Origin of the sequence: Intestinimonas sp. UBA1698, assembly GCF_002320075.1 — a bacterium.
GTDB lineage: Bacteria > Bacillota > Clostridia > Oscillospirales > Oscillospiraceae > Intestinimonas > Intestinimonas massiliensis.
In genome coordinates this window covers 42,910-69,000 of the sequence record NZ_DCJO01000035.1, presented here as the reverse complement: position 1 = coordinate 69,000, position 26,091 = coordinate 42,910, and the positions used below count along the sequence as shown (strand labels likewise).

The window sequence follows — 26,091 nt, the reverse complement described above, 5'->3', positions numbered from 1 at the left end:
CCATCGCGGCCTTTCGACCGGCCAACATCCTTCCTCGCGTGTTGCAACTCATTATAGGGTATTTGCAGATGGATTGCAAGGCGGGGGCCGACGTCGGGACGGGCGACGGATCAGAACCGGCGGAGAAACAGGTCGCTCTCCTCCAAAAAGGCGTCCACCGTCTCGAATCCCAGGCGGCGGAGCAGCTCCGGCACATAGGGGTTGTCCAGCGGGGTGGGGTATTCCGCCGCCTGCCCGTAGCGGTCCACGTTTTTTCGGCCCGTCTCCCGGTCCAGGACGGCCCTGGGTCCCCCGACGCAGCCGCCCACGCAGCCCATACCCTCGAAGAAGTTGGCGCTGCGCTCCCCCTTCCGGAGCTCCTCCATCATGGCCCGGCAGGCGGGCACGCCGTCGGCCTGCCGGGTACGCACCTGGATGCTCCGATCCGGGCGGAGCCGCTCCACGGTGGCCCGCACCGCCTCGCTGACGCCCCCCGTCCGGGCGTAGATCCGCCCCGCTCGGGAGGAGTGGTCCCGCTCGGCCTCCTCCATCGCGGCGGGATCCATACCCGCTGCGTCAAAAATGTCCTGCATCTCCTGAAAGGTCAGCACATAGTCCACCGCCCCCCGCAGGTCCGGCTCCCGGGCCTCCGCCTTCTTGGCCAGGCAGGGCCCCACAAAGACCGTCAGCGCGTCGGGGTGGAGGTGTTTCACCGTGCGTCCGGCGGCGATCATAGGGGAGACTGCCCCGGGGACATGGGGCATGAGCTGATGGTACACCTTCCGGATCATGGCGATCCACAGGGGACAGCAGCAGCTCGTGAGCTGAAAATCCGCCTCTGTGCAGACGTTGCGGTCGAACTCCAGCGCCTCCTTCAGGGTGAGCACATCGGCAAACAGCGCCACTTCCACCATACCGGAGAAGCCCAGGGCCTTGAAAGCGGAGCGGAGCCTGCCCGGTGTCACCTCGGCGGAAAACTGGCCCAGGAAGGCCGGGGCGATGAGGGCGTAGGCCGGTCCCGTGGCGTGCTTGAGGGCGTCCAGGGCGGGGAGCACGTCCCGGCTGGCGGTGAGGCGGCCCGAGCGGCAGGCCGCGATGCAGGCCGCGCACCCGGCGCAGCGGTCCGGGTCCACGGTCAGCTCCCCCTTCTCATCCCGGACGATGGCGTCGAACAGGCAGGCGGCGGCGCAGTGGGTCTCCCCCTCCCCACAGGTACACCGGCCGGTCCGCCACACCGGCGGGTGCGCCTCGGGGTGGAGCAGGCAGTCCAGCTCCCCGGGGTCCGCTCCCTCCGGGTCGGGCACACCATTGCCGGTGACGGCGGATTTCAGCAGGGTGCGGTACAGCTCTTCCAAGGTGGACATGGCGTTTCGCTCCTTTTGGTGATCTGGACCCTTAGCATGTGCAGGTCAGAAGCCGTCTATTCCATATTCTGGTGCACGAAAGCGAAACCCCCTGTCACTCCAGCAGCCCCAGCCGCTCCAGCGCCAGGGCGGCCTGCTCCCGGGTCAGGGCGGCGCGGGGCTTGGTACCGTCGAACACGCCCCGGGCCTCCGCCCGCTCCCACGCGTCCCTGGCCCAGCCGCTGGCGGACTCCTTCTCCGCCCGGGCGGTATACTCCGCCATGGCCCTGGCAAACATGGTATCAAATTGCTCCTGTGTCATGGATTCCTCCCCCTCTCCCCGCAGCGCCGCCCGCACGTCGCCGCGCAAATCGTCCATATGCTTGCCATGTCTGGGAAACCAGTGGGCCACGTCGCCGTGGTTGCTGGCGATCCCCCTGGCATACCCCTCGGAATGGTCCAGGATGTCCTCCATGGGGTCCAGGCCGTACCGCCTGCACAGCATGGCGCACAGCTCTACCGCATTGCGATAGACGGCGGCAAAATAGCCGGCGTTCCGCTCCGCGTCGTAGCCCACCATGGTACCGCCCCGGTAGGTATGCCCCGCGGGCTCCAAGATCTCAAAGCTGATGTGGGTGTTGTTGGCCGAGGTCCCCCCGGCCCGGGGCGTGCCCGCGTGCCAGCCCCGCCGGTCCCAGGGCAGAGTCTGCACCACACCGCCGGTATGGACGAAGGCGTGGACGCAGGCGTTCACGCCCGGTCGGTCCCAGCTTTTGAGAAAGACCTCCACGTCGGGCTGGGCCACCCCGGTGGAGTGGACCATGATCCCCCTGGGTACGATGGTCCGCCCCGCCTGATAGCAGTCGTTTTGGGTCAGAAAATGCTGTGTCAGTTTCAATTTGCTCCCCTCCTCACCCCTTCCGGGTCCTTCGGTGCGGGGTTGCACCTCTCCGTCCCCCTTGCATTCTCCTGCGGCGCATGATATAATTTTTTGTCCAACTTTTCTGCTGTTTGGAGGGTTTACCCGATGTAACGTGCGTCTGTAGCTGACTGAATTGAATCTAAATGGAGGGAAACCCTTTGTCCAAATATGAATCCGAAATCTCCCGGCGCAGGACCTTTGCCATCATCTCCCACCCCGACGCTGGTAAGACCACTCTGACCGAAAAATTCCTGCTCTACGGCGGGGCCATCGCCCAGGCCGGCGTGGTCAAGGGCAAGAAGAACGCCCGCGCCGCCACCTCCGACTGGATGGAGATCGAAAAGCAGCGCGGCATCTCGGTCACCTCCTCGGTGATGCAGTTCCAGTACGAGGGGTACTGCATCAACATCCTGGACACCCCCGGCCACCAGGACTTCTCCGAGGACACTTACCGCACCCTCATGGCCGCCGACTCCGCCGTCATGGTCATCGACGCGGCCAAGGGCGTGGAGGCCCAGACCCGGAAGCTCTTCAAGGTCTGCGTCATGCGGGACATCCCCATCTTCACCTTCATCAACAAGATGGACCGGGAGGCCCGGGACCCCTTCGAGCTGTGCGAGGAGATCGAAAAGGAGCTGGGCATCGACACCTACGCTGTCAACTGGCCCATCGGCTGCGGCAAGGAGTTCCAGGGCGTCTACGACCGGAACAAGCGGGAGATCATCCACTTTACCTCCAACGGCGGGGCCCGGCAGGCCACGGCGGTGGAGGTGGGCTTGGACGACCCGGGGCTGGACGGTCTCATCGGCGCCAAGTTCCGCAGCCAGCTCTCCGACGATGTTGAGCTCTTAGACGGCGCCTCCTGTGAGTTTGACATGGACCGGGTGCGCCACGGCAAGCTCTCCCCCGTGTTCTTCGGCTCCGCTCTCACGAACTTTGGCGTGGAGCCCTTTTTGGAGGACTTCCTGCGCATGACCACGCCGCCCCTGCCCCGCACGGCGGGCGAGCAGTTGGTGGACTCCACGGACGACGATTTCTCCGCCTTTGTGTTCAAGATTCAGGCCAATATGAACAAGGCCCACCGGGACCGCATCGCCTTCATGCGCTTGGTCTCCGGCCGGTTCGACGCCGACAAGGAGGTCTATCACGTCCAGGGCGGCAAAAAGCTCAAGCTCTCCCGGCCCCAGCAGCTCATGGCCGCCGAGCGGGAGATCATCGAAGAGGCCTACGCCGGGGATATCATCGGCGTGTTCGACCCGGGCATCTTCTCCATCGGAGATACCCTGTGCGCCCCGGGCCGGAAGTTTCGCTTCGACCCCATCCCCACCTTCGCCCCGGAGCACTTCCGCCGGGTGCGGCCGCTGGACACCATGAAACGCAAGCAGTTCCTCAAGGGGATGGAGCAGATCGCCCAGGAGGGCGCCATCCAGATCTTCAAGACCCCCTACACCGGCATGGAGGAGGTCATCGTGGGCGTGGTGGGCACCCTGCAGTTCGACGTGCTGGAGTACCGGCTGAAAAACGAGTACGGCGTGGACCTCTATATGGAGGGCCTGCCCTACGAGTACCTGCGCTGGATCGACCACGACGGGGACGAGCCGCTGAAGGAGGAGGACCTGATTCTGGGCACCGACGTGAAGCTGGTGGAGGATTATAAGGGACGTCAGCTTCTGCTCTTCGCCTCCCAGTGGTCCATCAACTGGGTGGCGGACAAGAACAAGGCCTTGACCCTCACCGAATTCGGCGGGACAAGGGAGTGAGCGTATGACCCAGCGGGAGCGCATGCTGTCCGGCGGGCTCTACTCCGCCGCCGACCCGGAGCTTTTCCGGCTGCGGCAGGAGGCGCGGCGGCTGACCCGGCTTTACAACCAGACCGCCGAGGACCAGCCGGAGGAGCGCCGCCGCCTGCTGGAGGCGCTGCTGGGCGGCGTGGGGGAGAACGCCTTCCTCGAGCCCCCCTTCCGCTGTGACTACGGCGGCAACATCACGGTGGGGCGGGATTTTTACGCCAACTACGACTGCATCATCCTGGATGTATGTCCGGTCACCATCGGCGACCGGGTGCTGTTTGGTCCCCGGGTGGGGCTCTACGGCGCGGGGCACCCCCTGGACCCGGAGGTCCGGGCCGGCGGACTGGAAAACGGCGGTCCCATCACCATTGGCGACGACGTCTGGCTGGGCGGCGGCGTGGTAGTCCTCCCCGGCGTCACCATTGGGGCGGGCGCGGTGATCGCCGCCGGTGCGATGGTCACCCGCGATATTCCCTCCGGCGTTCTGGCGGCGGGCGTCCCCTGCCGGGTTCTGCGGCCCTTGAACGAGCGGGACCGCACTTACTGGCGCGGCCTCCAGAAGGTCTGGCGGCAGGACTGAGCTGCCCCGTCTATGCATTGAAAAAACCAGCGTCCCGGCTCAAGCCGGGACGCTGGTTTTTTTGTTTTTGCCGAAAAGATGCACCCCATCGCCCAATCTGGATAGAATGATAACAGGAATCGGGTGAAGGGAGACGGCGTGCCATGGAGGAGGATACCCTGCGGCAGCAGTTGGGGATCGTGGACCAGTCGCTGGGTTTCCTGCTCATCCTCATCGCGTCGGTGCTGCTGTCTTTTTACACCGTGGTCATCCAGCGTCGGGGGCTCTGCCTCACGATATTGGGAGATACCAAGGCCGCCGCCGGCCTGCCTGACGTCTATCCCATCAAGCGGAGAGCCTCCGCCATGGTGGTGGGCTCCCTTGGCTTCTTTCTGTGCCTGGCGCTCAACGCCTGGCAGCAGGCGGAGCAGGGGGACGACTGCGTGGCCCGGCGCTCCGCCACAGTCAACCTGTGGGCCTCCCTCTTTGTGCTCCTGGCGGGTATCCTGCGGCTGATGGACCTGGATTTCGTGGCGTGCTGCTCCGGCGACAGCGCGGCGGCGGAGCAGGAGGCGAAACCGCTGGAGGACAGTACACTGCCGGCTTAGATTATCCTTTCCAGGAGGCGACCCTATGACAGATCTGGAACTTTTGGCCCGCATCATCCAGTGCGAGGCCGGAGGCGAGGGCGAACAGGGCATGAAAGCGGTGGCCTGCGTGGTGATGAACCGGGTCAACGTGAGCTACGGCGAATACGGGCGGCTGGAGCCCACCATCCGGGCCGTCATCTACCAGCCCGGCCAGTTCGACTGCGCCCGGGAGACCATTCGGGGACAGTACAATGCCCAAAACATCTACAACATGTCGGTGGAGGAGATCCACTACGACATCGCCAACTGGGCCATAGCGGGAAACCGGCTGACCAACCTAGGCTTTGCCCTGTGGTACTTCAATCCCTTTGTCCCAAGCTGCCGCCCGAACTTTCCCTCCCGGGTGGGGGAGTTTGTGGTGCGCATCGGCAACCACTGTTTTTACAATCCCACCGAGGCTTACGCCGATACATAACAGGAGGAGAATGTGTCTATGAATCAATTTTATCCCGATGGTATGCGGGACATCGCCCTCAACCGCGCCAATGAAAACGGTGGGCTGGTGACGCCGCCGGATGAGAACTTCAACACCGACGCCATGCGCGGCTCCATGCAGCAGATTCTGTCCGACAACCTGGGCAACTTTGTGGTCTGCGAGTTTCTGGTGGGCACCCAGGCCATGACGCAGAAGGAGGGCATCCTCTACAGTGTGGGCCGCAGCTATCTGACCCTCTACGAGGAGCTCACCCAGACCTTTGTGGTCTGCGACATCTTCTCGGTCAAATTCGTCACCTTCTATCTGCCCGGCCAGCGACCGGGTCAGACCGGCGGCCCGCTGAGCGTACCCACCGTCAATGTCCCCGGAGTGGGGCAGGTTCCCGCGGGCCCCTATGGTCTGGGCACCGGCAATATTCCCTCATCCTCCGCATCGACTGTTCCCCGCTCCACCGGAAATCGCACCCTGAATTCCGGCCGGTAGCTCAAAAAGGCCGCCCCGTCTTGCGACGGGGCGGCCTTCCGTTTTTTACTTGACTTGCCGCTTAGGCGTACAGAGCCTGGAGCTTGACCAGATGCTCGTAGCGGGCCTTGGCGGACTCTTCGGACTCGGCAAACAGCACCTTGGCGCGCTCGGGGAAGGAGCGGGTCAGGGCGGAGTAGCGGGCCTCGTTCATCAGGAACTCCTGATAGCCGCCGGCGGGGGCCTTGGAGTCCAGGGTGAAGGGGCTCTTGCCCTCGGCCTTCAGAGCGGGGTTGAACCGGAACAGGTTCCAGTAACCGCAGTCCACAGCCTTCTTCATCTCGCTCTGGCAGTTGGCCATGCCGCCCTTGATGGAGTGCATCTCGCAGGGGGCGTAGCCGATGATCAGAGAGGGTCCGTGATAGGCCTCGGCCTCGTTGATGGCCTTCAGGGTCTGGGCGGGATTAGCGCCCATGGCCACCTGAGCCACGTAGACGTAGCCGTACTGCATGGCGATCTCGGCCAGGGACTTCTTGGCGGTGGCCTTGCCAGCCGCGGCGAACTGAGCGACAGCGCCGAAGTTGGTGGACTTGGAGGCCTGACCGCCGGTGTTGGAGTACACCTCGGTGTCGAAAACCATGATGTTCACGTCCTCGCCGGAGGCGATGACGTGGTCCAGGCCGCCGTAGCCGATGTCGTAGGCCCAGCCGTCGCCGCCGAAGATCCAGATGGACTTCTTGGACAGGTACTCCTTGCTGGCCAGGATCTCGCGGCCCAGCGTGCAGGCCTCGCAGCCGCAGTCGGCCTTCACAACGGCCTCCAGAGCGGCCACATACTTCTTGGTCGCCTCGCCGTTGGCAGCGCCGTCGGCCATGGTGTCCAGCCACTCCTGGCCGGCCGCCTTGATGGCGTCGTCGGTGTAGTCGATGGCGATCAGGGCCTTGGTCTGCTCCGCCAGGCGGTCACGAATAGCCTTCTGGCCGTAGAAAATACCCAGGCCGTGCTCGGCGTTGTCCTCGAACAGGGAGTTGGCCCAGGCGGGACCATGGCCGCACTTGTTGACGGTGTAGGGAGAGGTCGCGGCGGGACCGCCCCAGATGGAGGAGCAGCCGGTGGCGTTGGAGATATACATCCGGTCGCCGCAGACCTGGGTGATCAGGCGGGCGTAGCTGGTCTCAGCGCAGCCGGCGCAGGAGCCGGAGAACTCCAGCAGAGGCTGGTTAAACTGGCTGCCCTTAACGGAGGTGGTGTCGGCCACGTCGGGCTTGTCGGCCACCTTGGCCACCATGTAGTCGAACACGGGCTGCTGAGCGGCCTGGGACTCCTGGGGCACCATCTCCAGCGCCTTCACGGGGCAGACGCTGACGCAGACGGAGCAGCCCATGCAGTCCAGGGGGCTGACGGCCAGGGAGAACTTGTAGACGCCCTTGCCCTTGCCGGCCTTGATATCCACGATCTTGGCGGCCTCGGGGGCGTTCTTGGCCTCCTCCTCGGTCAGCGCGTAGGGACGAATGGTGGCGTGGGGGCAGACGTAGGAGCACTGGTTGCACTGGATGCACTTGGTCTCGTCCCACACGGGCACGTTCACGGCCACGCCGCGCTTCTCATAGGCGGCGGCGCCCTGCTCGAAGGTACCGTCCACGTGTTTGGTGAAGGCGGAGACGGGCAGGCTGTCGCCGTCCATGCGGCCCACAGGCTCCATGATCTCCTGGACCATCTTCACGGTCTCGGCGCGGCCCTCCAGGCTCTCTTCCTTCTTCACATCCTCGGCGGTGGCCCAGGAGGCAGGAACATTGAACTTCTTGAAGGCGGTGGCGCCGGTGTCGATGGCCTTGTGGTTCATATCCACCACGTCCTGGCCCTTCTTCAGGTAGGAGTGGGTGGCGGCGTCCTTCATGTAGCCGATGGCCTCTGCCTGGGGCATCACGTTGGCCAGAGCAAAGAAGGCGGACTGCAGGATGGTGTTGGTGCGCTTGCCCATGCCGATCTTGGCGGCCAGGTCGATGGCGTCGATGGTGTAGACGTTGATGTGGTGCTCGGCGATGTAGCGCTTGGCCACGGCGGGCATGTGCTTGTCGATCTCCTCATCCGACCACTGGCAGTTGATGAGGAAGGTACCGCCGTCCTTCACGTCGCGGACCATGGGGAATGCCTTGATGATGTAAGCGGGGACGTGGCAGGCCACGAAGTCGGCCTTGTTGATGTAGTAGGGGCTCTTGATGGGCTTGTCGCCGAAGCGCAGGTGGCTGATGGTCACGCCGCCGGTCTTCTTGGAGTCATACTGGAAGTACGCCTGGACGTACTTGTCGGTGTGGTCGCCGATGATCTTGATGGAGTTCTTGTTGGCGCCCACAGTACCGTCACCGCCCAGGCCCCAGAACTTGCACTCGATGGTGCCGGCCGCGGCGGTGTTGGGGCAGTCGTGCTCGGGCAGGGACAGACCGGTGACGTCGTCCACGATGCCGATGGTGAATTCCTTCTTGGGGGCGTCCTTGGCCAGCTCCTCATACACGGCGAACACGCTGCGGGGAGGCGTATCCTTGGAACCCAGGCCGTAACGGCCGCCGATGATGGTGGCCTGACGACCGGCGTTGGCGAAGGCGGTCACCACGTCCAGATACAGGGGATCACCCTGGGCGCCGGGCTCCTTGGTGCGGTCCAGCACGGCAATCTTCTTGGCGGTGGCGGGGATGGCGGAGAGCAGCTTGTCGGCGCGGAAGGGCCGGTACAGGCGGACCTTTACCAGGCCGACCTTCTCGCCGTGGGCGTTCAGGTAGTCAATGACTTCCTCGGTCACGTCGCAGATGGAGCCCATGGCGATGATGACGCGGTCGGCATCGGCGGCGCCGTAGTAGTTGAAGAGCTGATAGTCGGTGCCCAGCTTGGCGTTGACCTTGCCCATGTACTCCTCGACGATCTCGGGGACCGCCTCGTAGTAGCTGTTGCAGGCCTCGCGGTGCTGGAAGAAGATGTCGCCGTTCTCATGGGAGCCGCGCATGGTGGGATGCTCGGGGTTCAGGGCCCGCTCGCGGAAGGCCTTGACGGCGTCCATGTCCACCATATCCTTCAGGTCGTCGTAGTCCCAGATCTCGATCTTCTGGATCTCGTGGGAGGTACGGAACCCGTCAAAGAAGTTCAGGAAGGGGACGCGGCCCTTGATGGCGGCCAGGTGGGCGACGGCGCCCAGGTCCATGACCTCCTGGGGGTTGGTCTCGGCCAGCATGGCGAAGCCGGTCTGGCGGCAGGCCATGACGTCGGAGTGGTCGCCGAAGATGTTCAGGCTCTGGGCGGCCACGGTACGGGCGGAGACGTGGAAAACGCAGGGCAGCAGCTCGCCGGCGATCTTATACATGTTGGGGATCATCAGCAGCAGGCCCTGAGAAGCGGTGTACGTGGTGGTCAGGGCGCCCGCGTTCAGGGAGCCGTGCACAGTACCGGCGGCGCCGGCCTCGGACTGCATCTCCACCACCTTCACGGTAGTGCCAAAAATGTTCTTTCTGCCCGCAGCGGCCCACTGGTCAACGTTGTCGGCCATCGGGCTGGAGGGGGTGATGGGGTAGATGCCGGCCACCTCGGTAAACGCATAGGATACGTGCGCTGCGGCGGTGTTGCCGTCCATGGACTTCTTATTTCTTGCCATGTTTATCGTTCCTCCTTATTCAAATGGATGCCACTCCACTTTTCGTTCCTTATCTTATCACCACGGAACACATATGTAAATACAATTATCTTACCAGAATTTAATTTCGGCATTGAGCCCAAAATTGGTCCTTCCAATTTGGCGAAGTTGGTCCCTCGTTCTTGATTTGACGAAAATACGCGCTCTTTCGCCTTGAAAACCATGGATTAATCAGGTATTATAATATTTGTTGCATCAGCCGCCGGACGGTTGGTGCAACCCATTTCTTATGTTTAAAAAGAAAGCCTGCATGGGAAGAAGGGGTGGTGATCCGGGTGCTGTGCAAGCTGCGTTCCCTGGGGCTTCAGGGCGTGACCGGCTATGAGGTGACGGCGGAGTGCGACCTGTCCGGCGGTCTGCCCAACTTCGACATCGTCGGACTCCCCGACGCCGCCGTCAAGGAGGCCCGGGAGCGGGTGCGCTCGGCGGTGAAGAACTGCGGGTTTTCCTTCCCGGTCTCCCGCATCACCGTCAACCTGGCCCCCGCCAACCGGCGCAAGGCGGGCACGGTGTACGACCTGCCCATCCTGGTGGGGCTCCTGCGGGCCGGCGGGCAGCTCCCCGACGGGGACTGGACGCGGCAGGCCGCCTTTGTGGGGGAGCTCTCCCTGTCCGGGGAGCTGCGGCCGGTGCAGGGGATGCTGCCCATGGCCCTGGCGGCCCGGCGCGCGGGCATCGGGGCGCTGTACGTCCCGGCGGACTCCGCCCCCGAGGCCACCCTGGCCGGAGGGCTGGCCGTCTACCCGGTGGAGCACGTCTCCCAACTGGTCCGCCATCTGCGGGGGGAGGAGCCCCTCTCCCCTGCCCGGCCCTGGAAGCCGCCGCCGGAGGCCGGGGGCGGCCCCGACTTTGCCGACGTAAAGGGGCAGGCCCCAGTGAAGCGGGCACTGGAGATCGCCGCCGCCGGGGGCCATAACATCGCCATGGTGGGTCCGCCCGGCTCCGGCAAGTCCATGCTGGCCCGGAGGCTGCCCTCCATCCTGCCCGGCATGACCGAGCGGGAGGCCTTGGAGGCCACCGCCATCCACTCGGTGCTGGGCCTCACCGGCAGGGACCGGCCCCTGCTGACCCGGCGGCCCTTCCGCTCCCCCCACCACACCATCTCCGCCACCGGCATGTCCGGCGGCGGGACCCCGCTGCCCCGGCCGGGGGAAATCTCCCTGGCCCACAACGGGGTGCTCTTTCTGGATGAGCTGCCCGAGTTCCACAAGGACGTGCTGGAGGCCCTGCGCCAGCCGTTGGAGGACGGGCAGGTCCAGATCTCCCGCTCAGCGGGCAGCGAGGTGTTCCCCGCCCGGTTCATGCTGGTGTGCGCCATGAACCCCTGCAAATGCGGCTGGTACGGCTATTCGGACCGGTGCCGCTGCTCCCCCGGCGAGGTGGAGCGGTATCTGGGCAGACTGTCCGGCCCCCTGCTGGACCGCATCGACCTGTACGTGGATGTGCCGCCCCTGGAATATGAGGAGCTCTCCCGCCGGGGGCAGGCCGAGTCCTCTGCCGCCATCCGGCGTCGGGTGAATGCCGCCCGGGCCATCCAGACCGCTCGGTTCGGTCCGGACGGCCCCGACTGCAACGCCCACATGGGTCCCCCCGAGCTGCTGGCCTGCTGCGCCCTGGACGAGGACTGCCGGGCCGTGATGAAGGGGGCCTACGAGCGCATGGGCCTCACCGCCCGGAGCCACGACCGCATCCTGCGGGTGGCCCGCACCATCGCCGACCTGGAGGGCGGCGGCCCCATCCAGGTCTCGCACCTGGCGGAGGCCATCCAGTATCGGGCCAGCGGATATTTACAGCGCTGAAACATGTTAAAACATAAAGGAGCTTGTACCCATGACCGAAATGATCCTGCTCAAGCTGGGCGAGCTGGTCCTGAAGGGGGCCAACCGCTACACCTTTGAGGACAAGCTGAAATCCAACCTGGCCCGGCGGCTCAAGTCCCACGGCAAATTCCGGGTCTACTCCCGCCAGTCCACCACCTACATCGAGCCCCTCAGCGACGAGTGCGACATGGATGCCGCCTACGACGTGGCCAAGAAGGTCTTCGGCGCGGTGGGTGTCAGCCGGGCCAAGGCCTGCGCCAAGACCAAGGAGGCTATGCTGGAGACGGTACGGACCTATCTGGCCGGCAATCTGGTGGGGGAAAAGACCTTTAAGGTGGAGTCCAAGCGGGCCGACAAGTCCTTTCCCATGACCTCCATCCAGCTCTCCCAGTGGGTGGGGGGCGAGCTGGACGAACTCTACCCCAACCTGCATGTAGACGTCCACAACCCCGCGCTGACCATCCACCTAGAGGTCCGGGACTACGCCGCCTTTGTCCACGCCGACCCCGAGCCCGGCGCGGGCGGGCTCCCCGTGGGCACCAGCGGGCGGGCCATGTCCCTGCTCTCCGGCGGCATCGACTCGCCGGTGGCCTCCTGGATGATGGCCAAGCGGGGGGTGGCCCTGGAGATGGTCCACTTCTACTCCTACCCCTACACCTCCCCTGAAGCCAAGGAGAAGGTGCTGGACCTGGCCCGGCTGCTGACCCCCTGGACCGGGCGGCTCATCGTCCACGTGGTCCCCTTCACCCACATCCAGGAGGAGCTGCGCCGCGCCTGTCCGGAGGAGCTGTTTACCCTGCTGATGCGCCGGTTCATGATGCGCATCGCCGAGGGTATGGCCCGCCGCACCGGCTGCCAGGCCCTGGTCACCGGCGAGTCTCTGGGCCAGGTGGCCTCCCAGACCATGGACGCCATGGCGGTCACCGGAGCGGTCGCCTCCCTGCCCGTGTTCCGGCCTCTGGTGGGCATGGACAAGGAGGAGGTGGTCCGCATCGCCCGAAAAATCGGCACCTTCGAGACCTCCATCCTCCCCTATGAGGACTGCTGCACCGTCTTTACGCCCCGCCACCCCCGCACCCGGCCCCACCTGGACGAGATCGAGGCCGCCGAGGCCGTCCTGGACGTGGAGGCCCTGGTGCAGGAAGCCCTGGACGCCACCGAGCGGGTAAAGATCGGGTAGGGGCGGCCGGCCGCGGAGCCAATTCCCCGCGTGATCCCCGATCATGCAGGGCTCCCTTTGATTCCACATCCTCGGGCGGAATGAATCCGTCCTGCGGAAATGCTTTGCTGGCGCTGCACATTGGGCGGCGGCACTCGCCGCCGTCCCGGCGTTGGCATACGGAGGCTTTTATCATGTCCCACACAGCCGAACTCATCGCCGTGGGCACCGAGCTGCTCCTCGGCAACATCGCCAACACCGACGCCCAGATGATCTCCCAGGGACTCAGCGGCATCGGCATCAACGTCTTCTACCACACGGTGGTGGGCGACAACCCGGAGCGGCTGCGCGCCGCGGTGGAGATTGCCAAGCGGCGGGCCGACATCCTCATCACCACCGGCGGCCTGGGCCCCACCTGTGACGATCTGACCAAGAACGTACTGGCCGCCGCCTTCGGCAAAAAGCTGGTCTTTGACGAGGCGTCGGCCCAGCGCATCCGTGCCTATTTTCAAAAGCTCCACGCCCGCCGGCCCATGACCGAGAACAACCTCCAGCAGGCCATGCTGCCCGAGGGCTGCACCGTTCTCTCCAACGACTGGGGCACTGCCCCCGGCTGCGCCTTCGAAGCGGAGGGGGTCCGGGTGGTCATGCTCCCCGGTCCACCCCGGGAGTGCCGGGAAATGTTCACCCACCGGGCCCTGCCCTATCTGCAAAATCTGGCCGACGGCACCATTCTCTCCCGCTCGCTGCGGATCTTCGGTATGGGGGAGTCCGCCGTGGAGTCTCTGCTCCGGGACCGGATGAACGCCATGACCAACCCCACCCTGGCCCCCTATGCCAAGGAGGGGGAGGTGGAGCTGCGCATCACCGCCAAGGCCCCGGTGGAGGCCCAAGCCCGGGACCTGATCGCCCCGGTGGAGGCGGAGCTGCGCGCTCTGCTGGGCGACGTGGTCTACGGCGCCGATGTGCCCAGCATCCAGGCCGTGGCCTTCGCCCTGCTGGAAGCCCAGGGGCTGACCCTGGGCGCGGCGGAATCCTGTACCGGCGGGCTGGTGGCCAAGTGCATCACCGATCTGCCCGGGGCCTCCGGCGTGTTCAAGGGCGGCGTGGTGAGCTATACCAACGAGGTCAAGCACGGCGTGCTGGGGGTGCCCCGTGAGCTGCTGGACCAATTCGGCGCGGTGTCGCCCCAGGTGGCCGAAGCCATGGCCCGGGGGGCCCGCCGGGTGCTGGGCGCCGACCTGGCCGTCTCCACCACCGGCGTGGCCGGCCCCGACCCCGACGACCGGGGCAATCCGGTGGGACTGGTTTACGTGGCGCTGGCCGGGCCGGACTTCTGCCATGTTCGGGAACTCCATCTGGGCGGCGTGCGGGAGAGCATCCGCATCCGGGCGGCGGGCAGCGCCTTTGACCTCATCCGCCGGTACCTCACCGGGCTGAAACTGAACGAAAGCGACGGGCGGCGGTTTGCCGATCGCCTTCCCTGAACCCGATGGAAACGAGGTGATCCCATATCCCCCGAACGGCCGCTCACCGAAGGGGCCGTCCGCCCCCCGCTCCGCACCGGGCTGGCCGCGCTGGACCAAACAAAGGACCTCTGACCGGCGTCAGAGGTCCTTTTTCTGTGCTATTCTTCCCCCTCCAGGGCCTGAAACAGCCGGTGGACGGTGACGAAGGACTGTTCCCTGGTGTAGCCCGCCAGGGGGGAGAAGCGGTTTGCCCCGGTGCTGCCCATGACGCCCCGGTCGGCGGCAAAGGCCACCGCGTCCCGGAACCACACCCCCACCTGGTCATGGTCGGCAAAGGCGCTCTCCGCCACCCCGGCCGTCTCCATGCCCAGGACCTTGGCGGTCCGGTAGAGGAAGGCGGCGGCCTCCTGCCGGGTGATGGGGGCGTAGGGATCGAAGGTCCCCTCGCCCCGGCCGCTGACGATGCCCAGCGCGTAGGCCGCCATCACGTCCGCCCCGGCGGTGTCGGCAAAGGGGTAGTCCCCCACCCAGTCGTAGAGGCTCCGGCCGGTCTCCTCCCGGACCACCGTCCGGATATCCTTTCCCTCCGACCGCTGGACCACCTGGACGATGAGGGTACAGAACTGGGCCCGGGTGATGTTCTGCCGGTACAGGCACTGGAGCTCCACCGGCACCAGGTCCGCCTCCACGGCGGCCACCACCTCGCCATAGGCCCAGGCGTCCATCTCTCCGGCCTCCGGCAGGGGGGGCAGGAACTCCAGGCGGCCGAAGCCGTACTGTCCCCCCTCCTCGATGACCACATACTCGCCGGGGTTGACGGCGGTCTTGGTGCCGTCCGCCCCCTCCCGGAAGTAGGTCTCGGTGTCCAGCTTGTCGGAGCCGGTCACCTCCCGGCCCCGCCGGTCGATGAGGAAGGCCCGCTCCCCGTCGTACACGGCGGCGTAGCCGCCCGAGAAGCCGGTGGCCCGCTCGTACCGGGCGGGGATGGCCGTCTGCCCGGATGGGTTCAGATAGCCGTACTTCCCGCCCAGCCGGAAGGGGGCCAGGCCCTCGCTGTAGGGCCACAGCTCCTGGTACTGGAAGGGCAGGGCGGTCCGGCCGGTCTTGTCGATGGCGCCGTAGAGTCCCGCCTCGTTCTGGACCATGGCCAGGCCGGTCTCACCAAATACCTCCCAGGCGGCGTCGGAGCCGGAGACGAAGCAGTTGGTGTAGGCGGGCAGGATGGCCCATTCCCCGGTCTGGTCGATAAAGCCCAGGCGATAGGTGACCGCCCAGTTCTGGGAGGCGTCTGCAGTGCCCTGCCACACGGGGGCCAGCCCCTGGTTGAAGGGCAGCACCCCGCTGACGAAGCGGTAGCTCTGGGCCCGCAGGCCGTCGGCGGTGGTAACGGGAGCGCCGAAGTACTCCGGCCCGTCCCAGTAGAGGACGGCCTGGCCGTCCCGGTCCACGTATCCCCGGCCCAGCCGGGCGGAGGCGGAGTAGCCGGGGGTCAGCCCCTCGGTCATGGTGTGCAGGGGGACGAGCTGGGCGCCCATGGCCTGCCCTGCGGCGTCGTACAGGGCCCAGCCGGCGCCGGCGGGCAGGCGGACATAACCGTTGTAGAAGTAGCAGTCGGTGTCGGCCTGCCAGTCCTCCGACTGGACCAGCAGGGGCTTGCCCCAGCCGGTGAAGGGGGTATAGTTTCCGTCGTGGTCCACGAAGCCCAGGGCCAGGCCGGTCTCCTCCTCCCGGCCCACCACGGCCTTGCCCTCGCTGAAGGGGCAGGCAAAGTCGTACGCAAAGGGGATGGCGGTCTCGCCGTCGGTGGCGATATAGCCCCACTTTCCCCCTTGGCGGACGGCGGCCAGGCCCTCGGAAAAGAGCTTGGCGGCCTCATACTGGGGGGCGATGGGCTCGGTATAGGTCATGGTCCCCCGCTCGGGCTCCGTCGTCTGCTCCGGCTCGCCCGAGGCGGCCTGGACGGCGGCGGCCATAGCCCCCGCCACCAGCGCCAGGGTCAGGCACAGAGACAGGATGCGTCTGCGCGTGCGCGTCATGGATCGTTTCCTCCTTTGTGCGCGGGGCGTATCTGAAAAGGTTCAGATACGCCCGCATAACAAAGGGATTTTAGCACATTTTTCCGTCGTTTGCAATCCTTTCGTGCCGAATGGGGCTCACAGGGCCCTCCCGTCCGCCACCGGGCCCACCATTTCCGGCTCGGCAAAGAGGGCGGTTGCTCCGCCGGTGTGCCAGAACACCACGGTGGAGCCCCGGGGGATCTTGCCCTGTTCGGCGTAGTCGATGAGCCCGGAGAGGGCCTTTCCGGTGTACACCGGGTCCACCAAAATGCCCTCGGTGCGGGCCAGACGCCGGATGGCGGCAGTGGCGGCAGGCGCGGGCGCCTCGTAGCCCGCGCCGTAGTAGCCCAGGTCGGTCCGGAAGTCCTCCGGCCGCAGGTTCTCGTCCGAACCGATGGCCCTCAGGGCCCGGGTGCCCAGCTCCGCCGTGCGGGCGGGGTAGCCCTCGTCCTTGGGGCTGACGTTGACGGCCACGATCTCCGGCCCGCCCATCAGCTTCCGCCCGGCGGCCAGCCCGGCCAGTGTGCCGCCGGTGCCGGTGCCCAAGAACAGATAGTCCGGCGCAATACCCTGGCCGCAGCACTGGTCCAGCAGCTCGGCCCAGCCGCCGATGAAGCCGGCGGAGCCCAGGGGCTGGGCGGCCCCCATGGGCACCTCGCAGCAGATGTGCCCCTCCCCCTCCAGGCGGGCCATGTGGGCCCGGCCCAGCCGGACGGCCTCCTCCTCGGCCTCCTCCTCCGTGCCGCCGTTCAGGGGGACCAGATGGACCTCGGCGTCCAGCACATAATCCAGCAGGAGGTTGGCCCGCAGCTCGGCGGGCTCCACGATGGCCACCAGATACAGAATAGGCCGCATCCCCAGGCGGCGGCAGGCGGTGGCCACCTGCATGGCGCAGTTGGACTGGGTGGCGCCGTAGCTGACCACGGTGTCGCAGCCCCGGGCCCGGGCCTCCCCCAGCACATACTCCAGCTTGCGGACCTTGTTGCCGCCGAACAGGCTCATGCCGGTCAGGTCGTCCCGTTTGATCCACAGATCGATGCCCAGCTCCCGGGACAGATTTTCCGCCCGGTGGAAGGGGGTGGGGAAAAAGCCCAGCGCCGCCCGGGGCAGGGTGGACAGGCGGGCGTGTACTTGCGCGGTGGTCTCCATAGAGATCCCTCCTATATGGTTTTGTGATGTTGCCAGTATAACACTTAAGGGCCCGCGGGAAAACGTCTGTTTTCCCGCGGGCCCTCAAGCTTCGCCGTTCTCCACGACCTCCAGGATGTCGGTCAGGTCGCAGTCCAGCGCGGTGATGATCCGCGACAGGTTATAGGCATCATATCGGACAACGGTATTTTTATAATACCCATCAATGGTCTGATATTTGATTTTTGACCTCTGCGCAAGCTCGTACCGACTTATGCCGCGCTCATCCAAATAGCGGTCCAGCTTCAGACGAACCTGCTTCATCCTATCACCTTCTTTTCGTATATACATCATATCGGTGATAGTAATGATTGACAATTTCCTGAACTCAGTATACACTGTTTATCGGATATAAAGGAGGTCTCGGTATGCCGGACTATCAAGCCCTCTACACCTACCTGTTCAACCGGGTCACCGATGCGGTGGCCGCCCTGCAGGCCCGGGACTATGGCACCGCGGAAGACATTCTGAAAAGCGCCCAACAGGATACCGAAGAGCAGTACGCCGAAGGCGAGTAGAGCCCCGCGCCCCGCCCCTCAATTTCGCCGTGAGCCTTGTATTTTCCCCTGCCATCGTATATAATGTCAGGGCGAATCAACGGAAAAGAGGGTTCTGCCGATGAAATTAGGCATCGTGGGTCTGCCCAACGTGGGCAAATCGACCCTGTTCAACGCCATCACCAACGCGGGCGCCGAGTCCGCCAACTACCCCTTCTGCACCATCGACCCCAACGTGGGCGTGGTGGCCGTCCCCGACAGCCGCCTGGACTGGCTTTCCGACTTCCACAAGCCCAAAAAGACCACCCCCGCCGTGGTGGAGTTTGTGGACATCGCCGGTCTGGTGAAGGGCGCCTCCAAGGGCGAGGGGCTGGGCAACAAGTTCCTATCCAACATCCGGGCCACCGACGCCATCGTTCACGTGGTCCGCTGCTTCGACGACCCCAACGTCATCCATGTGGAGGGCTCCACAGACCCCCTGCGTGACATTCAGATCATTGATATCGAGCTCATCATGGCCGATATGGAGATGGTCCAGCGCCGCATCGACAAGTGCTCCAAGGCCGGCCGGACCGGCGATAAGAAGGCCGCCCATGAAGCGGAGGTCTTCCAGGGCCTCCAGGACTGGCTCAACGAGGGCAGGTCCGCCCGCTCCTACGAGTGCGGCGAGGACGACGCCGCCCTCATCGCCACCGCCGAGCTTCTCAGCCTCAAGCCCATCATCTACGCCGCCAACCTGGACGAGGCGGGCTTCTCCGACTACCAGAACAACGCCTACTACCAGCAGGTGGCGGGTGTGGCCGCCGCCGAGGGCGCGCAGGTCATCCCCGTCTGCGCCCAGTTGGAGGCCGAGATCGCCCAGTTGGAGCCCGACGAAAAAAAGCTGTTCCTGGACGACCTGGGCATCCCCGAGTCCGGCCTGGACCGGCTCATCAAGGCCAGCTATGCCCTGCTGGGCCTCATCTCCTTCCTCACCGCCGGTGAGGACGAGTGCCGGGCCTGGACCATCCAAAAGGGTACCAAGGCGCCCCAGGCTGCCGGTAAGATCCACACCGACTTCGAGCGGGGCTTTATCCGGGCCGAGGTGGTCTCCTTCGACGACCTGGTAGCCAACGGCAGCATGAACGCCGCCAAGGAAAAGGGCCTGGTCCGCAGCGAGGGCAGGGACTATGTCATGCAGGACGGGGATATTGTCCTCTTCCGCTTCAACGTGTAATCGCTTAAAAAGGACCGGGGCGTCCGTCCAGTGGACGGACGCCCCGGTCCTTTTTTACTGCTTCCAGTACAGGCAGTAGCTGACGTGGGTCTGGCCCAGATAGACCCACACCGTGTCCCCCATATCCAGCTTTTCCTCAAAGACCAGGTCGGGGACAAACAGCTTCAGTGAGGTGCCCTTCATACCAGTGCGGATGTTTTTGCCCTCCGGCGCGGGCTGTGCCCGGAAGGCCTCTACCTGGGCGGGCAGATCGGGCAGCTTCACCTTCCGGCTGAACTCCGGCAGGAAACGCTCCGCCTCCACATAGACCACGTGCTCGGGCTCCTTGAACCAGTTGACATTCACGGTGATCGCTCCTTTCCCCTCCATAAAGGCCTCTCTGCAAAGCAATGCCTGCCGCTCCCTTTTGCTTCATCGGACCATGAGGCCCACCAGGCGCTCCAGAACGGCGGCCACCTCGGCGCGGCTGGCATTCCCGGCGGGGTCCAGCCGCCCGCCGTCCTTTCCGGTCAGCAGGCCGGTGGCCAAGGCCCAGGACAGGGCCTCCTCCGCCCACCCGGCGCGCTCGGCGCCGTCGGCAAAGGCGGTGAGCGGCTGCCGGGCGGAGGTATCCAGGCCGGCGTACCCGGCATAGCGGTAGAGCATGGCGGCCAGTTCCTGCCGGGTGATGGAGCGCTCCGGGGCAAAGGCCCCGCCGGAGACCCCGTTGGCGATGCCTGCCTCTGCCGCCCAGGCGGCGGCCGAGGCGTACCAAGCCTCGACCGCCACGTCGGAGAAGGCCGCCTCAGCCCCCTCCGGCTGGCCCTCCAGGCGGTAGAGCACCGTCACCAGCATGGCCCGGGTCAGCACCCCGTCGGGGTCGAAGCGGTTGCCGCCCACCCCCTGGAGCAGCCCGCGGGAGGCGGCGAAGGCCACCGCTTCCGCCCCCCAGTATCCGTCGGGCACGTCGGCGAAGGTCTCTGCCCCTCGGATCAGAGCCACGGAGGCCGAGCCGGGCAGCAGCAGATAGGCGGTGCCGTCCGCCACCAGGGATTTTTTCAGCGGGGCGGCGGCGCCATCCGCCCCCACCAGTGCGGGCACCAGCCCCGCCTCCGCGGCGGGGAAGGCGACCCGGATGCCGCCGGGCAGGGTCTCCACCGGCTTGCCGTCCACCAAGACGGCGACGGTCCGGACCCCGTCCGCCCCCTGTCCCACCGACACCGACACCGTCCGGCCGCCTGCGTCGGCCAGTGCGGCCAGCGCCCGGCTGGAGAGGTCCACCTGCGCCAGTCCGGTCTCAATCCTTAGGCCGACCCCGGTCTCCCCAGCCAGCCGCTCCACCGCCGTCCGGGGCAGCTCCACGGTGACCTGGTCCGCCCGTCCCGAGACGTCGGGCCGGATGATAACACACCCTGCGCCACCGTTCTGGGCGGCGTCCAGAGCGGCGCGAATCTCCTTTTCCGTCACCGCCGCCTTGGCCTCGCCGGTTTTGTCTGCCACCGCCTGGGGCTCCAGAACGGCGCTGGTGTCCGCCGCCCCTGCCGAGGAGCTGCCGCCCCAGGACTCCGAGCCGTACTCGTCGTGGTAATTGTCAGTGTAGAACCAGATCACCTTGGCATCCCGCGTCAGCGAATAATCCCGGCAGCCGATGTCGGCGGTGGTGCCGTTGACCATATACAGCCAGCCGGAATCCTTGCTGCCGTGCCCGAACTCCTCCTCGTCTCCAATGGAGCTGATGTACCCCGGCGTGCTCTCCACATAGTCCACCCCCGCCTGGGTCAGGGCGGCGTCCAGGGCGTCGAACACCGACTGACCGGCCCGCAGCGCCACAGACTCGTCAGCCAGGACCACCTGATAGGCCGAGGTGTTGTGCTTATAGGTGTATTTTCCGCCGCAGGCGCTGTCGTCGTGGGTCAGCACCTTGACGGAGACGGTGATGCTCCTGCCGCTGTCTGCGCCGGGCGCGGCGGCCAGCGAGACGCTGATCTTCTGGCCCGTGTGGGCCTCAGCCTGGGCCTCCGTCACGGTAAAGGAGCCGGTCTTGCCCACATACCCGCTCTTGCTCACGGTGTAGGTGTAGGTCCCGGCGGGCAGGTCATAGCGGAAGGGAGCCGCCGGCGTCTGCTCCGTCTCCTCCCGCAGGACGGTCACCGCCGCGTCATCCGGGATGACCGCGAAGGTCACCGGGCCGTGTTGGGCCCAGGTGGCCTCGGCCGTCTCCATGGCCCGGTCGGAGAAGTCAAACAGCCGGAAGGGCAGCCCCGTCTCCCCGCACCGGAGGGCGGCGATCAGGCCGCGGAAGCCCTGCTCGGTGGAGAAGGAGTTGGACGTGGGCCGGAAGCCATCCAGGGTGTCGCTGACATAGGTCAGCAGTCCGTCCACCAGGGAGGGCTGGCCCTCGCCTGCCGTCACTTCGGCAGGGTCGATACCCAGCGCGGCAAAGGCCATGGCGGCCAGGCCGGTGGAGGCGGCGTTCCCCATGCCGCCGTCTGCCCCCTGGCAGGCCCGCACCTTGGCCAGGGCCCCGTCCACGGCCTCCTTCACCAGAGCGTTGCCGTCACAGTAGGGGGCCAGCGCCAGCAGCATGGGCGTGGCCCCGTCGGGGCCCCAGGATGTATTGCCCCAGGAGTCCTGGCTGTCCACCGCCGCCTGGATCAGGTAATCCATCTGCGCCTGGGTGGCGTAGCCCTCCCCCTGCTGGAGCGCCAGAATGACGTAGGGCAGGGTATACGGATTGGTCACGCTGGCAGCCTTGCCGTCCACCATGGCCGTCAGCTTGGCCACCACGTCCACCTCCCGCAGGTCGGCGGTAACGGTCTTCCGGGCGTCGTAGCCCAGGGCCCGCAGGGCAATGATGTATTTGGCCAGATCGCCGGGCGCGTCGGTAGCGTCAGCCTTGGCCAGGAAGGTATCCAGGCAGGCCTGCACCTGGTCCGCGGACAGTTTGTGGCCGCGGTCCGGCCAGGCGGCGGCATAGGCAGCCAGATCGGCGGCCAGCCAGGGGCCATTGCCGTCGCCCGCCACGCCGGAGGCCGCATACCGGGCCGCGATGTTGTCCAGGACCTCCCGGGCCCCAACCGGGGTGACCGTCACTGTAAATATCTTAGTCAGGCTTTCCAGCCCCGCAGCCGAAAGGGTGGCTGTCAGTGTAACGGTCTGCTCCTTGGCCCCCCGCCGGACCACGCCGCTGCCGCTTATAACATCCGGTGCGCTGGATGTCCAGGTAATGGAGGACAGCCCGCTGGCCCCGGTCTCCGGTAGATCCAGGTCCGCAGAGACCTCCACCGTGCTGTCGCCGCCCCCCAGCCGCAGGGCATCCCGGTCCGCCTCCAGCTCGGCTGCGGTCAGGGCACGGCTGATCCGGACGGTGTAGGTTTTGGCGGACAGCCCAGTGCCCTCCGGCGGTTCTACCACCATTCGCAGCACGTTGACCGTGCCGCTCCAATCCAGGTCCCTGAGTATAATCCAGCTATCCCCCTGCGGGCCTGTGACCTGCGCCGCCGGCTCCGCAGCCTCTCCCAAATAGATGGAGACCACCGCATTCCCAGAGGCGGCGGCTGCCTTCACCTTGACCATTGACAGCGTGGTGGGAAAATCGTAGAGGGCGTATTCTGTCTCTGCGGGATCAAAGTCTATGGACCCGGTGTAGCTCTCCATCAGGTCCGTCACGACCAAACTGGTCAGCTCGTTGGCCGGGCTGGGCTGCATCGCTGCGGCCAGGGCTGCCGCAGCCTTGATCAGTTTGTCGGCGTCCGAGCCGGGGCCATAGAGGGCGCTCCCCTTCTCCGCGACATACTCCAGCCAGAGCCCCATATAGGTCTCATCCAGCCCGCCGATCAGCGTTTCAGCTTCCGCAACGGCCTGCTCCAGAGCCGCTTTTTCCGGGTCGGAAAAGGCGGAGGTGTCCCATGCCTTGGCCTGCTCCAGGGCGGTCCGGGCCTCGTCCAGCGCATCTAGGAACTCGTAATCGTAATAGTGCATGGCATTCCCGCTCCAGACCCCATAGAGGCTGTAGCGGAAGGTATACGTATCCCCTTCTGTAACCGGATCTGCTCCGATGCCGGCCGGGGCGTCAAAGTCGCCATTGATGGCATAGGACCAGCCGGGGTACTGAAAGCTCCCCTCCTGGACCTCGGTCCCCAGCGTCTCGTTGATGGCGCTGATGCCCGATACCCAGCCGATGCCCGTCACAAAGCCCTTGTCCAGCCCAACGATATCCAGTCCCTGGTCCTTCTGGGCCTGGGTCAGCACATCCTTTACGGTGGACCCGGCCGGCACCGTCACTGTCACCGGTCCTGGCAACGGCGACTGCACGCCCAACTCCGCCAGCATTTCCGGCTCTGCAACGGCGCGGATATTGACCTCCAGTGTGACCGTCACGTCCTCCGCCGCAAAGGCGGCGGCGGGCAGCAGACTCAGGGTCAGCACCAGCGCCACCAGCAGAGCCAAAGCCTTTTTCATCCTGTTTTTCATCGCGCTCTCTCCTTTTTCGTCTGGGCGGAGCCCGCCCAAAATATAAAATGCCGCGGCAAGCATATGCTTGCCACGGCCGTTTTTCCGCAACACCAGAGCCCCGTCCCTCCACGGGGCGGGTCGTTTTTGTAGGTCTTCTGACTTGCGTTTAGGGAGCGTCTGCTCCTGCGCCCGCATCCCGCCTTCCCAGGTCTCCCCAGTGACTGGCTTTCGCCAACGGATGCGGCCTCCACGCTTACAGCGGCGGTTACCGTCCGGTCTGCACGGTCTCCCGTGTTCCGGTTCCCTTGTCCATCTCTCCCGGTGCCGGGCCAGGGCCCACGCCCCGAAAGAGCCACAAGAACATCTCTTTTTTCTTTTTCAATTGTCGGTCCAAGCGGGATGGGCCCAGAAGAGCCATCCATCCTTTTCCAGTATACACAGTCTGCGAAGGGATGTCAATGCCCTTTTGCGCCGCCTAGACCAGCAGAATATACAGCAGCATGGCGACCAATCCCACTCCCGCCAGCAGCAGGTCGAAGGAGAAGGTCTCCCCCACCAGGAACCGCCGGGGCTTGCGCTCATATGCGCCGAAATTCTCATCGTGCTTAGGCACAAAGATGCCGGGAGCCTTGGTAAAGAGGATGCGCTCCCCCAGAAAGACAATGACGTCCCCCACCGAGGCCGCGGCCCGGGCGCAGAAGGCGCCCAGGAAGGCCAGGGCATTCAGGGCGGGCCGGTACACCAGCTCCTCCAGGTCCAGCCTCTGCGGCCAGCGGTTGAGGTAGACCTCCCCGCCGCTCTCCCGCCGCATCAGTAGCCCCCGGATGACCGCCAGATAGACCAGCGCGCCGATGCCCAGTGAGATGCAGGCCCCCTTCAGATTGGTCAGGGAGAAGTAGTGGAGGGTCTCCTCCAGGTGGTCGCCGTGCAGGAACTCCGCCGCCCAGACGGCGATGGGCTGCATGGTAAGGGAGGGGGTCACGCCCAGCGCCAGCAGCACCCCCGCCCCGCCGGTCAGGGCCGCCGCCGTGCCCGCAGACCAGTAGGGCTTCGGCGCCGCGTGCTGGCCCCGGGCCTTGGGGGAGAGAAAGATGCACACAAAGAGCTTGGTCATATAGGCTGCCGTCAGGCCGCCGGAGATCAGGAACAGCCACTCCACCACACGGTAGACTCCGGCGTCCAGACCCGCGTGGGTCAGGGCGTGGATGTACTCCACAATGCTCTCGTGGAGCAGGGTCTTGCTGACGTATCCGGAGAAGCCGGGCACCCCGGCGATGGAGCAGGCCCCCACCAGAAAGACCGCCTTGAGCCAGGGCTTGTCGCGGCCCCAGCCCCGGATGTCGTTGAGGTTCAGGGAATGGGTCCCCAGATAGACCACCCCAGCCGCCACGAAGAGGACCAGCTTGATCAGGGAGTGGTTGAGCATATGCAGAATGGTGCCCCAGGCCGCCAGGGCGTTCTCCCCGCTGAGGAGGCCCTGCATGGCCACTCCCACCAGGATAAAGCCGATCTGGGACATGGATGAGCAGGCCAGAGTCCGCTTCAGGTCCACTGAGAAGACGGCCAGCACCGCCCCCAGCACCATGGTCACTACCCCCAGCAAAAGCACCGCGTCCCCCCAGGGCGCGTCGGCCCGGAACAGGTTCCGGGCGATTACCAGAATGCCGAACACGCCGCTTTTGGTCAGGATGCCGGACAGCAGGGCCGAGGCCGGGGCCGGCGCCACCGGGTGGGCCTTGGGCAGCCAGATGTGCAGGGGGAACATGCCCGCCTTGGCTCCGAAGCCCGCCAGGCAGCAGCCTCCCGCCACATAGAGCGGGACCTTCTTCTCCTCCGGCAGGGCGGCGGCCAGGCCGGCCAGCGCCCCAATCTCCAGGGTGCCCAGCAGGTCGTACAGCAGGAACAGCCCCACCAGCAGGGTCATGCCGCCGATGACCGCCACCGCCAGATAGGTGTTGGCCGCCCGGAGGGCCTCCGGGGTCTCGTTTTGGGCCACCCACACGTAGGAGGTGAAGGACATCATTTCAAAAAAAACAAAGAGGGTGATGAGGTCAGCCGCCAGAAAGACCCCCATCAGGGCCCCCAGGGTCAGCAGCCAGAAAAAGTAGTAGCGCTCCTTGTGCGCGGCGGCGGCAAAGTATTCCCGGCTGGCCAGGCCGGTGGCCAGCCACAAAAAGCCCGCCACCAGGACCAGCAGGGTACGCAGGCTCCCCGCCGCCAACCGCAGTCCCAGGCCGCACACGCCGGGCAGGGCGGCCCCCGCCCCGTCCGCCGTCAGCAGCAACAGGGCCGCCGCCAGCTCCACAGCGGGCACGATGCGGACATACCAGTCCCGGCCCGCCGGGCTCCGCTTCCCCAGGGGAAAGACCGCGAAAGCGCCCAGAATAGGGAAAAGCACCAGAAACAGCAGCAGATCGGTTTGCATGTTCTC

At 65.8% G+C, this 26,091-nt stretch carries 19 protein-coding genes and 1 riboswitch; of the genes, 10 read left to right on the top strand and 9 right to left on the bottom strand.

Annotation, left to right across the window (positions count from 1 at the left end; all coding sequences use genetic code 11):
- Positions 1-110: 110 nt before the first annotated feature.
- Together B3H64_RS09515 and B3H64_RS09510 are read right to left on the bottom strand one after the other, a co-directional pair.
- Positions 111-1,343: a [Fe-Fe] hydrogenase large subunit C-terminal domain-containing protein gene (locus B3H64_RS09515; RefSeq protein WP_286734697.1), complete on the bottom strand. Its 1,233-nt coding sequence runs from the start codon at positions 1,341-1,343 to the stop codon at positions 111-113.
- Between the two features lie 94 nt (positions 1,344-1,437).
- Positions 1,438-2,220, bottom strand: a complete 783-nt coding sequence (locus B3H64_RS09510; RefSeq protein ID WP_286734696.1) for a peptidoglycan recognition protein family protein — start codon at positions 2,218-2,220, stop codon at positions 1,438-1,440.
- Between the two features lie 182 nt (positions 2,221-2,402).
- Between B3H64_RS09510 and B3H64_RS09505 the strand changes: the two genes are divergently transcribed.
- The 5 genes from B3H64_RS09505 (at position 2,403) to B3H64_RS09485 (ending at position 6,162) form a co-directional block, all read left to right on the top strand.
- The gene (locus B3H64_RS09505) at positions 2,403-4,004 is read left to right on the top strand and encodes a peptide chain release factor 3 (RefSeq protein ID WP_195892365.1); all 1,602 of its coding nucleotides are present in this window, start codon (positions 2,403-2,405) and stop codon (positions 4,002-4,004) included.
- Positions 4,005-4,008: 4 nt separating this feature from the next.
- A complete protein-coding gene (locus B3H64_RS09500) occupies positions 4,009-4,614 on the top strand; it encodes a sugar O-acetyltransferase (RefSeq protein ID WP_238074620.1) in 606 nt (201 codons plus the stop codon).
- Positions 4,615-4,757: 143 nt separating this feature from the next.
- The gene (locus B3H64_RS09495) at positions 4,758-5,201 is read left to right on the top strand and encodes a hypothetical protein (protein WP_238074621.1); all 444 of its coding nucleotides are present in this window, start codon (positions 4,758-4,760) and stop codon (positions 5,199-5,201) included.
- A gap of 25 nt (positions 5,202-5,226) precedes the next feature.
- A complete protein-coding gene (locus tag B3H64_RS09490; protein WP_050619455.1) occupies positions 5,227-5,658 on the top strand; it encodes a cell wall hydrolase in 432 nt (143 codons plus the stop codon).
- An 18-nt stretch (positions 5,659-5,676) separates the two neighbouring features.
- Positions 5,677-6,162: a hypothetical protein gene (locus B3H64_RS09485; RefSeq protein ID WP_050619456.1), complete on the top strand. Its 486-nt coding sequence runs from the start codon at positions 5,677-5,679 to the stop codon at positions 6,160-6,162.
- A 61-nt stretch (positions 6,163-6,223) separates the two neighbouring features.
- Here the strand turns inward: B3H64_RS09485 and nifJ are convergent, their stop codons facing one another.
- Complete coding sequence (gene nifJ / locus B3H64_RS09480) at positions 6,224-9,781, bottom strand: pyruvate:ferredoxin (flavodoxin) oxidoreductase (protein ID WP_050619457.1); 3,558 nt, start codon at positions 9,779-9,781, stop codon at positions 6,224-6,226.
- 314 nt (positions 9,782-10,095) lie between these two features.
- On the opposite strand from nifJ, the gene B3H64_RS09475 reads away from it, so the two are divergent.
- The 3 genes from B3H64_RS09475 (at position 10,096) to B3H64_RS09465 (ending at position 14,286) form a co-directional block, all read left to right on the top strand.
- The gene (locus B3H64_RS09475) at positions 10,096-11,619 is read left to right on the top strand and encodes a YifB family Mg chelatase-like AAA ATPase (protein ID WP_050619656.1); all 1,524 of its coding nucleotides are present in this window, start codon (positions 10,096-10,098) and stop codon (positions 11,617-11,619) included.
- A gap of 31 nt (positions 11,620-11,650) precedes the next feature.
- Positions 11,651-12,820, top strand: coding sequence for a tRNA uracil 4-sulfurtransferase ThiI (thiI, locus tag B3H64_RS09470; protein ID WP_286734691.1), 1,170 nt, complete (start codon positions 11,651-11,653; stop codon positions 12,818-12,820).
- Positions 12,821-12,993: 173 nt separating this feature from the next.
- Complete coding sequence (locus B3H64_RS09465) at positions 12,994-14,286, top strand: competence/damage-inducible protein A (RefSeq protein WP_286734689.1); 1,293 nt, start codon at positions 12,994-12,996, stop codon at positions 14,284-14,286.
- A 140-nt stretch (positions 14,287-14,426) separates the two neighbouring features.
- On the opposite strand, the gene B3H64_RS09460 is transcribed toward B3H64_RS09465, so the two are convergent.
- From B3H64_RS09460 to B3H64_RS09450, 3 genes are all read right to left on the bottom strand, one after another.
- A complete protein-coding gene (locus tag B3H64_RS09460) occupies positions 14,427-16,304 on the bottom strand; it encodes a WG repeat-containing protein (RefSeq protein WP_286734687.1) in 1,878 nt (625 codons plus the stop codon).
- Between the two features lie 117 nt (positions 16,305-16,421).
- Positions 16,422-17,474, bottom strand: coding sequence for a 1-aminocyclopropane-1-carboxylate deaminase/D-cysteine desulfhydrase (locus tag B3H64_RS09455; RefSeq protein ID WP_050619461.1), 1,053 nt, complete (start codon positions 17,472-17,474; stop codon positions 16,422-16,424).
- 84 nt (positions 17,475-17,558) lie between these two features.
- The gene (locus B3H64_RS09450; RefSeq protein WP_050619462.1) at positions 17,559-17,777 is read right to left on the bottom strand and encodes a helix-turn-helix domain-containing protein; all 219 of its coding nucleotides are present in this window, start codon (positions 17,775-17,777) and stop codon (positions 17,559-17,561) included.
- 104 nt (positions 17,778-17,881) lie between these two features.
- Here B3H64_RS09450 and B3H64_RS09445 point away from each other — a divergent pair, with 104 nt between their 5' ends.
- Together B3H64_RS09445 and ychF are read left to right on the top strand one after the other, a co-directional pair.
- On the top strand, positions 17,882-18,031 hold the full coding sequence (locus tag B3H64_RS09445) for a hypothetical protein (RefSeq protein WP_286734684.1): 150 nt from the start codon (positions 17,882-17,884) through the stop codon (positions 18,029-18,031).
- Positions 18,032-18,131: 100 nt separating this feature from the next.
- Positions 18,132-19,226: a redox-regulated ATPase YchF gene (ychF, locus tag B3H64_RS09440; RefSeq protein WP_286734681.1), complete on the top strand. Its 1,095-nt coding sequence runs from the start codon at positions 18,132-18,134 to the stop codon at positions 19,224-19,226.
- Between the two features lie 54 nt (positions 19,227-19,280).
- On the opposite strand, the gene B3H64_RS09435 is transcribed toward ychF, so the two are convergent.
- The 3 genes from B3H64_RS09435 to B3H64_RS09425 all read right to left on the bottom strand — a co-directional run bounded on the left by B3H64_RS09435 (position 19,281) and on the right by B3H64_RS09425 (position 26,085).
- Positions 19,281-19,571 (bottom strand): hypothetical protein, encoded by a 291-nt coding sequence (locus B3H64_RS09435; RefSeq protein ID WP_238074881.1) that lies wholly within the window; start codon positions 19,569-19,571, stop codon positions 19,281-19,283.
- A 66-nt stretch (positions 19,572-19,637) separates the two neighbouring features.
- Positions 19,638-23,678 (bottom strand): S-layer homology domain-containing protein, encoded by a 4,041-nt coding sequence (locus B3H64_RS09430; RefSeq protein WP_286734674.1) that lies wholly within the window; start codon positions 23,676-23,678, stop codon positions 19,638-19,640.
- Positions 23,679-23,792: 114 nt separating this feature from the next.
- Positions 23,793-24,031, bottom strand: a riboswitch (cobalamin riboswitch).
- Between the two features lie 104 nt (positions 24,032-24,135).
- Positions 24,136-26,085 carry a complex I subunit 5 family protein gene (locus B3H64_RS09425; protein WP_050619466.1) on the bottom strand — a complete coding sequence of 650 codons (1,950 nt, stop codon included), beginning with the start codon at positions 26,083-26,085 and terminating at the stop codon, positions 24,136-24,138.
- Between the last annotated feature and the right edge of the window lie 6 nt (positions 26,086-26,091).

What these genes read in the sequence shown, in the direction of transcription:
- B3H64_RS09430 (WP_286734674.1), bottom strand. Translation starts at nt 23,678, where the DNA reads ATGAAAAACAGGATGAAAAAGGCTTTGGCTCTGCTGGTGGCGCTGGTG.
- nifJ (WP_050619457.1), bottom strand. Translation starts at nt 9,781, where the DNA reads ATGGCAAGAAATAAGAAGTCCATGGACGGCAACACCGCCGCAGCGCAC.
- B3H64_RS09445 (WP_286734684.1), top strand. Translation starts at nt 17,882, where the DNA reads ATGCCGGACTATCAAGCCCTCTACACCTACCTGTTCAACCGGGTCACC.
- B3H64_RS09425 (WP_050619466.1), bottom strand. Translation starts at nt 26,085, where the DNA reads ATGCAAACCGATCTGCTGCTGTTTCTGGTGCTTTTCCCTATTCTGGGC.
- B3H64_RS09490 (WP_050619455.1), top strand. Translation starts at nt 5,227, where the DNA reads ATGACAGATCTGGAACTTTTGGCCCGCATCATCCAGTGCGAGGCCGGA.
- thiI (WP_286734691.1), top strand. Translation starts at nt 11,651, where the DNA reads ATGACCGAAATGATCCTGCTCAAGCTGGGCGAGCTGGTCCTGAAGGGG.
- B3H64_RS09485 (WP_050619456.1), top strand. Translation starts at nt 5,677, where the DNA reads ATGAATCAATTTTATCCCGATGGTATGCGGGACATCGCCCTCAACCGC.
- B3H64_RS09495 (WP_238074621.1), top strand. Translation starts at nt 4,758, where the DNA reads ATGGAGGAGGATACCCTGCGGCAGCAGTTGGGGATCGTGGACCAGTCG.
- B3H64_RS09455 (WP_050619461.1), bottom strand. Translation starts at nt 17,474, where the DNA reads ATGGAGACCACCGCGCAAGTACACGCCCGCCTGTCCACCCTGCCCCGG.
- ychF (WP_286734681.1), top strand. Translation starts at nt 18,132, where the DNA reads ATGAAATTAGGCATCGTGGGTCTGCCCAACGTGGGCAAATCGACCCTG.
- B3H64_RS09460 (WP_286734687.1), bottom strand. Translation starts at nt 16,304, where the DNA reads ATGACGCGCACGCGCAGACGCATCCTGTCTCTGTGCCTGACCCTGGCG.
- B3H64_RS09500 (WP_238074620.1), top strand. Translation starts at nt 4,009, where the DNA reads ATGACCCAGCGGGAGCGCATGCTGTCCGGCGGGCTCTACTCCGCCGCC.
- B3H64_RS09450 (WP_050619462.1), bottom strand. Translation starts at nt 17,777, where the DNA reads ATGAAGCAGGTTCGTCTGAAGCTGGACCGCTATTTGGATGAGCGCGGC.
- B3H64_RS09465 (WP_286734689.1), top strand. Translation starts at nt 12,994, where the DNA reads ATGTCCCACACAGCCGAACTCATCGCCGTGGGCACCGAGCTGCTCCTC.
- B3H64_RS09515 (WP_286734697.1), bottom strand. Translation starts at nt 1,343, where the DNA reads ATGTCCACCTTGGAAGAGCTGTACCGCACCCTGCTGAAATCCGCCGTC.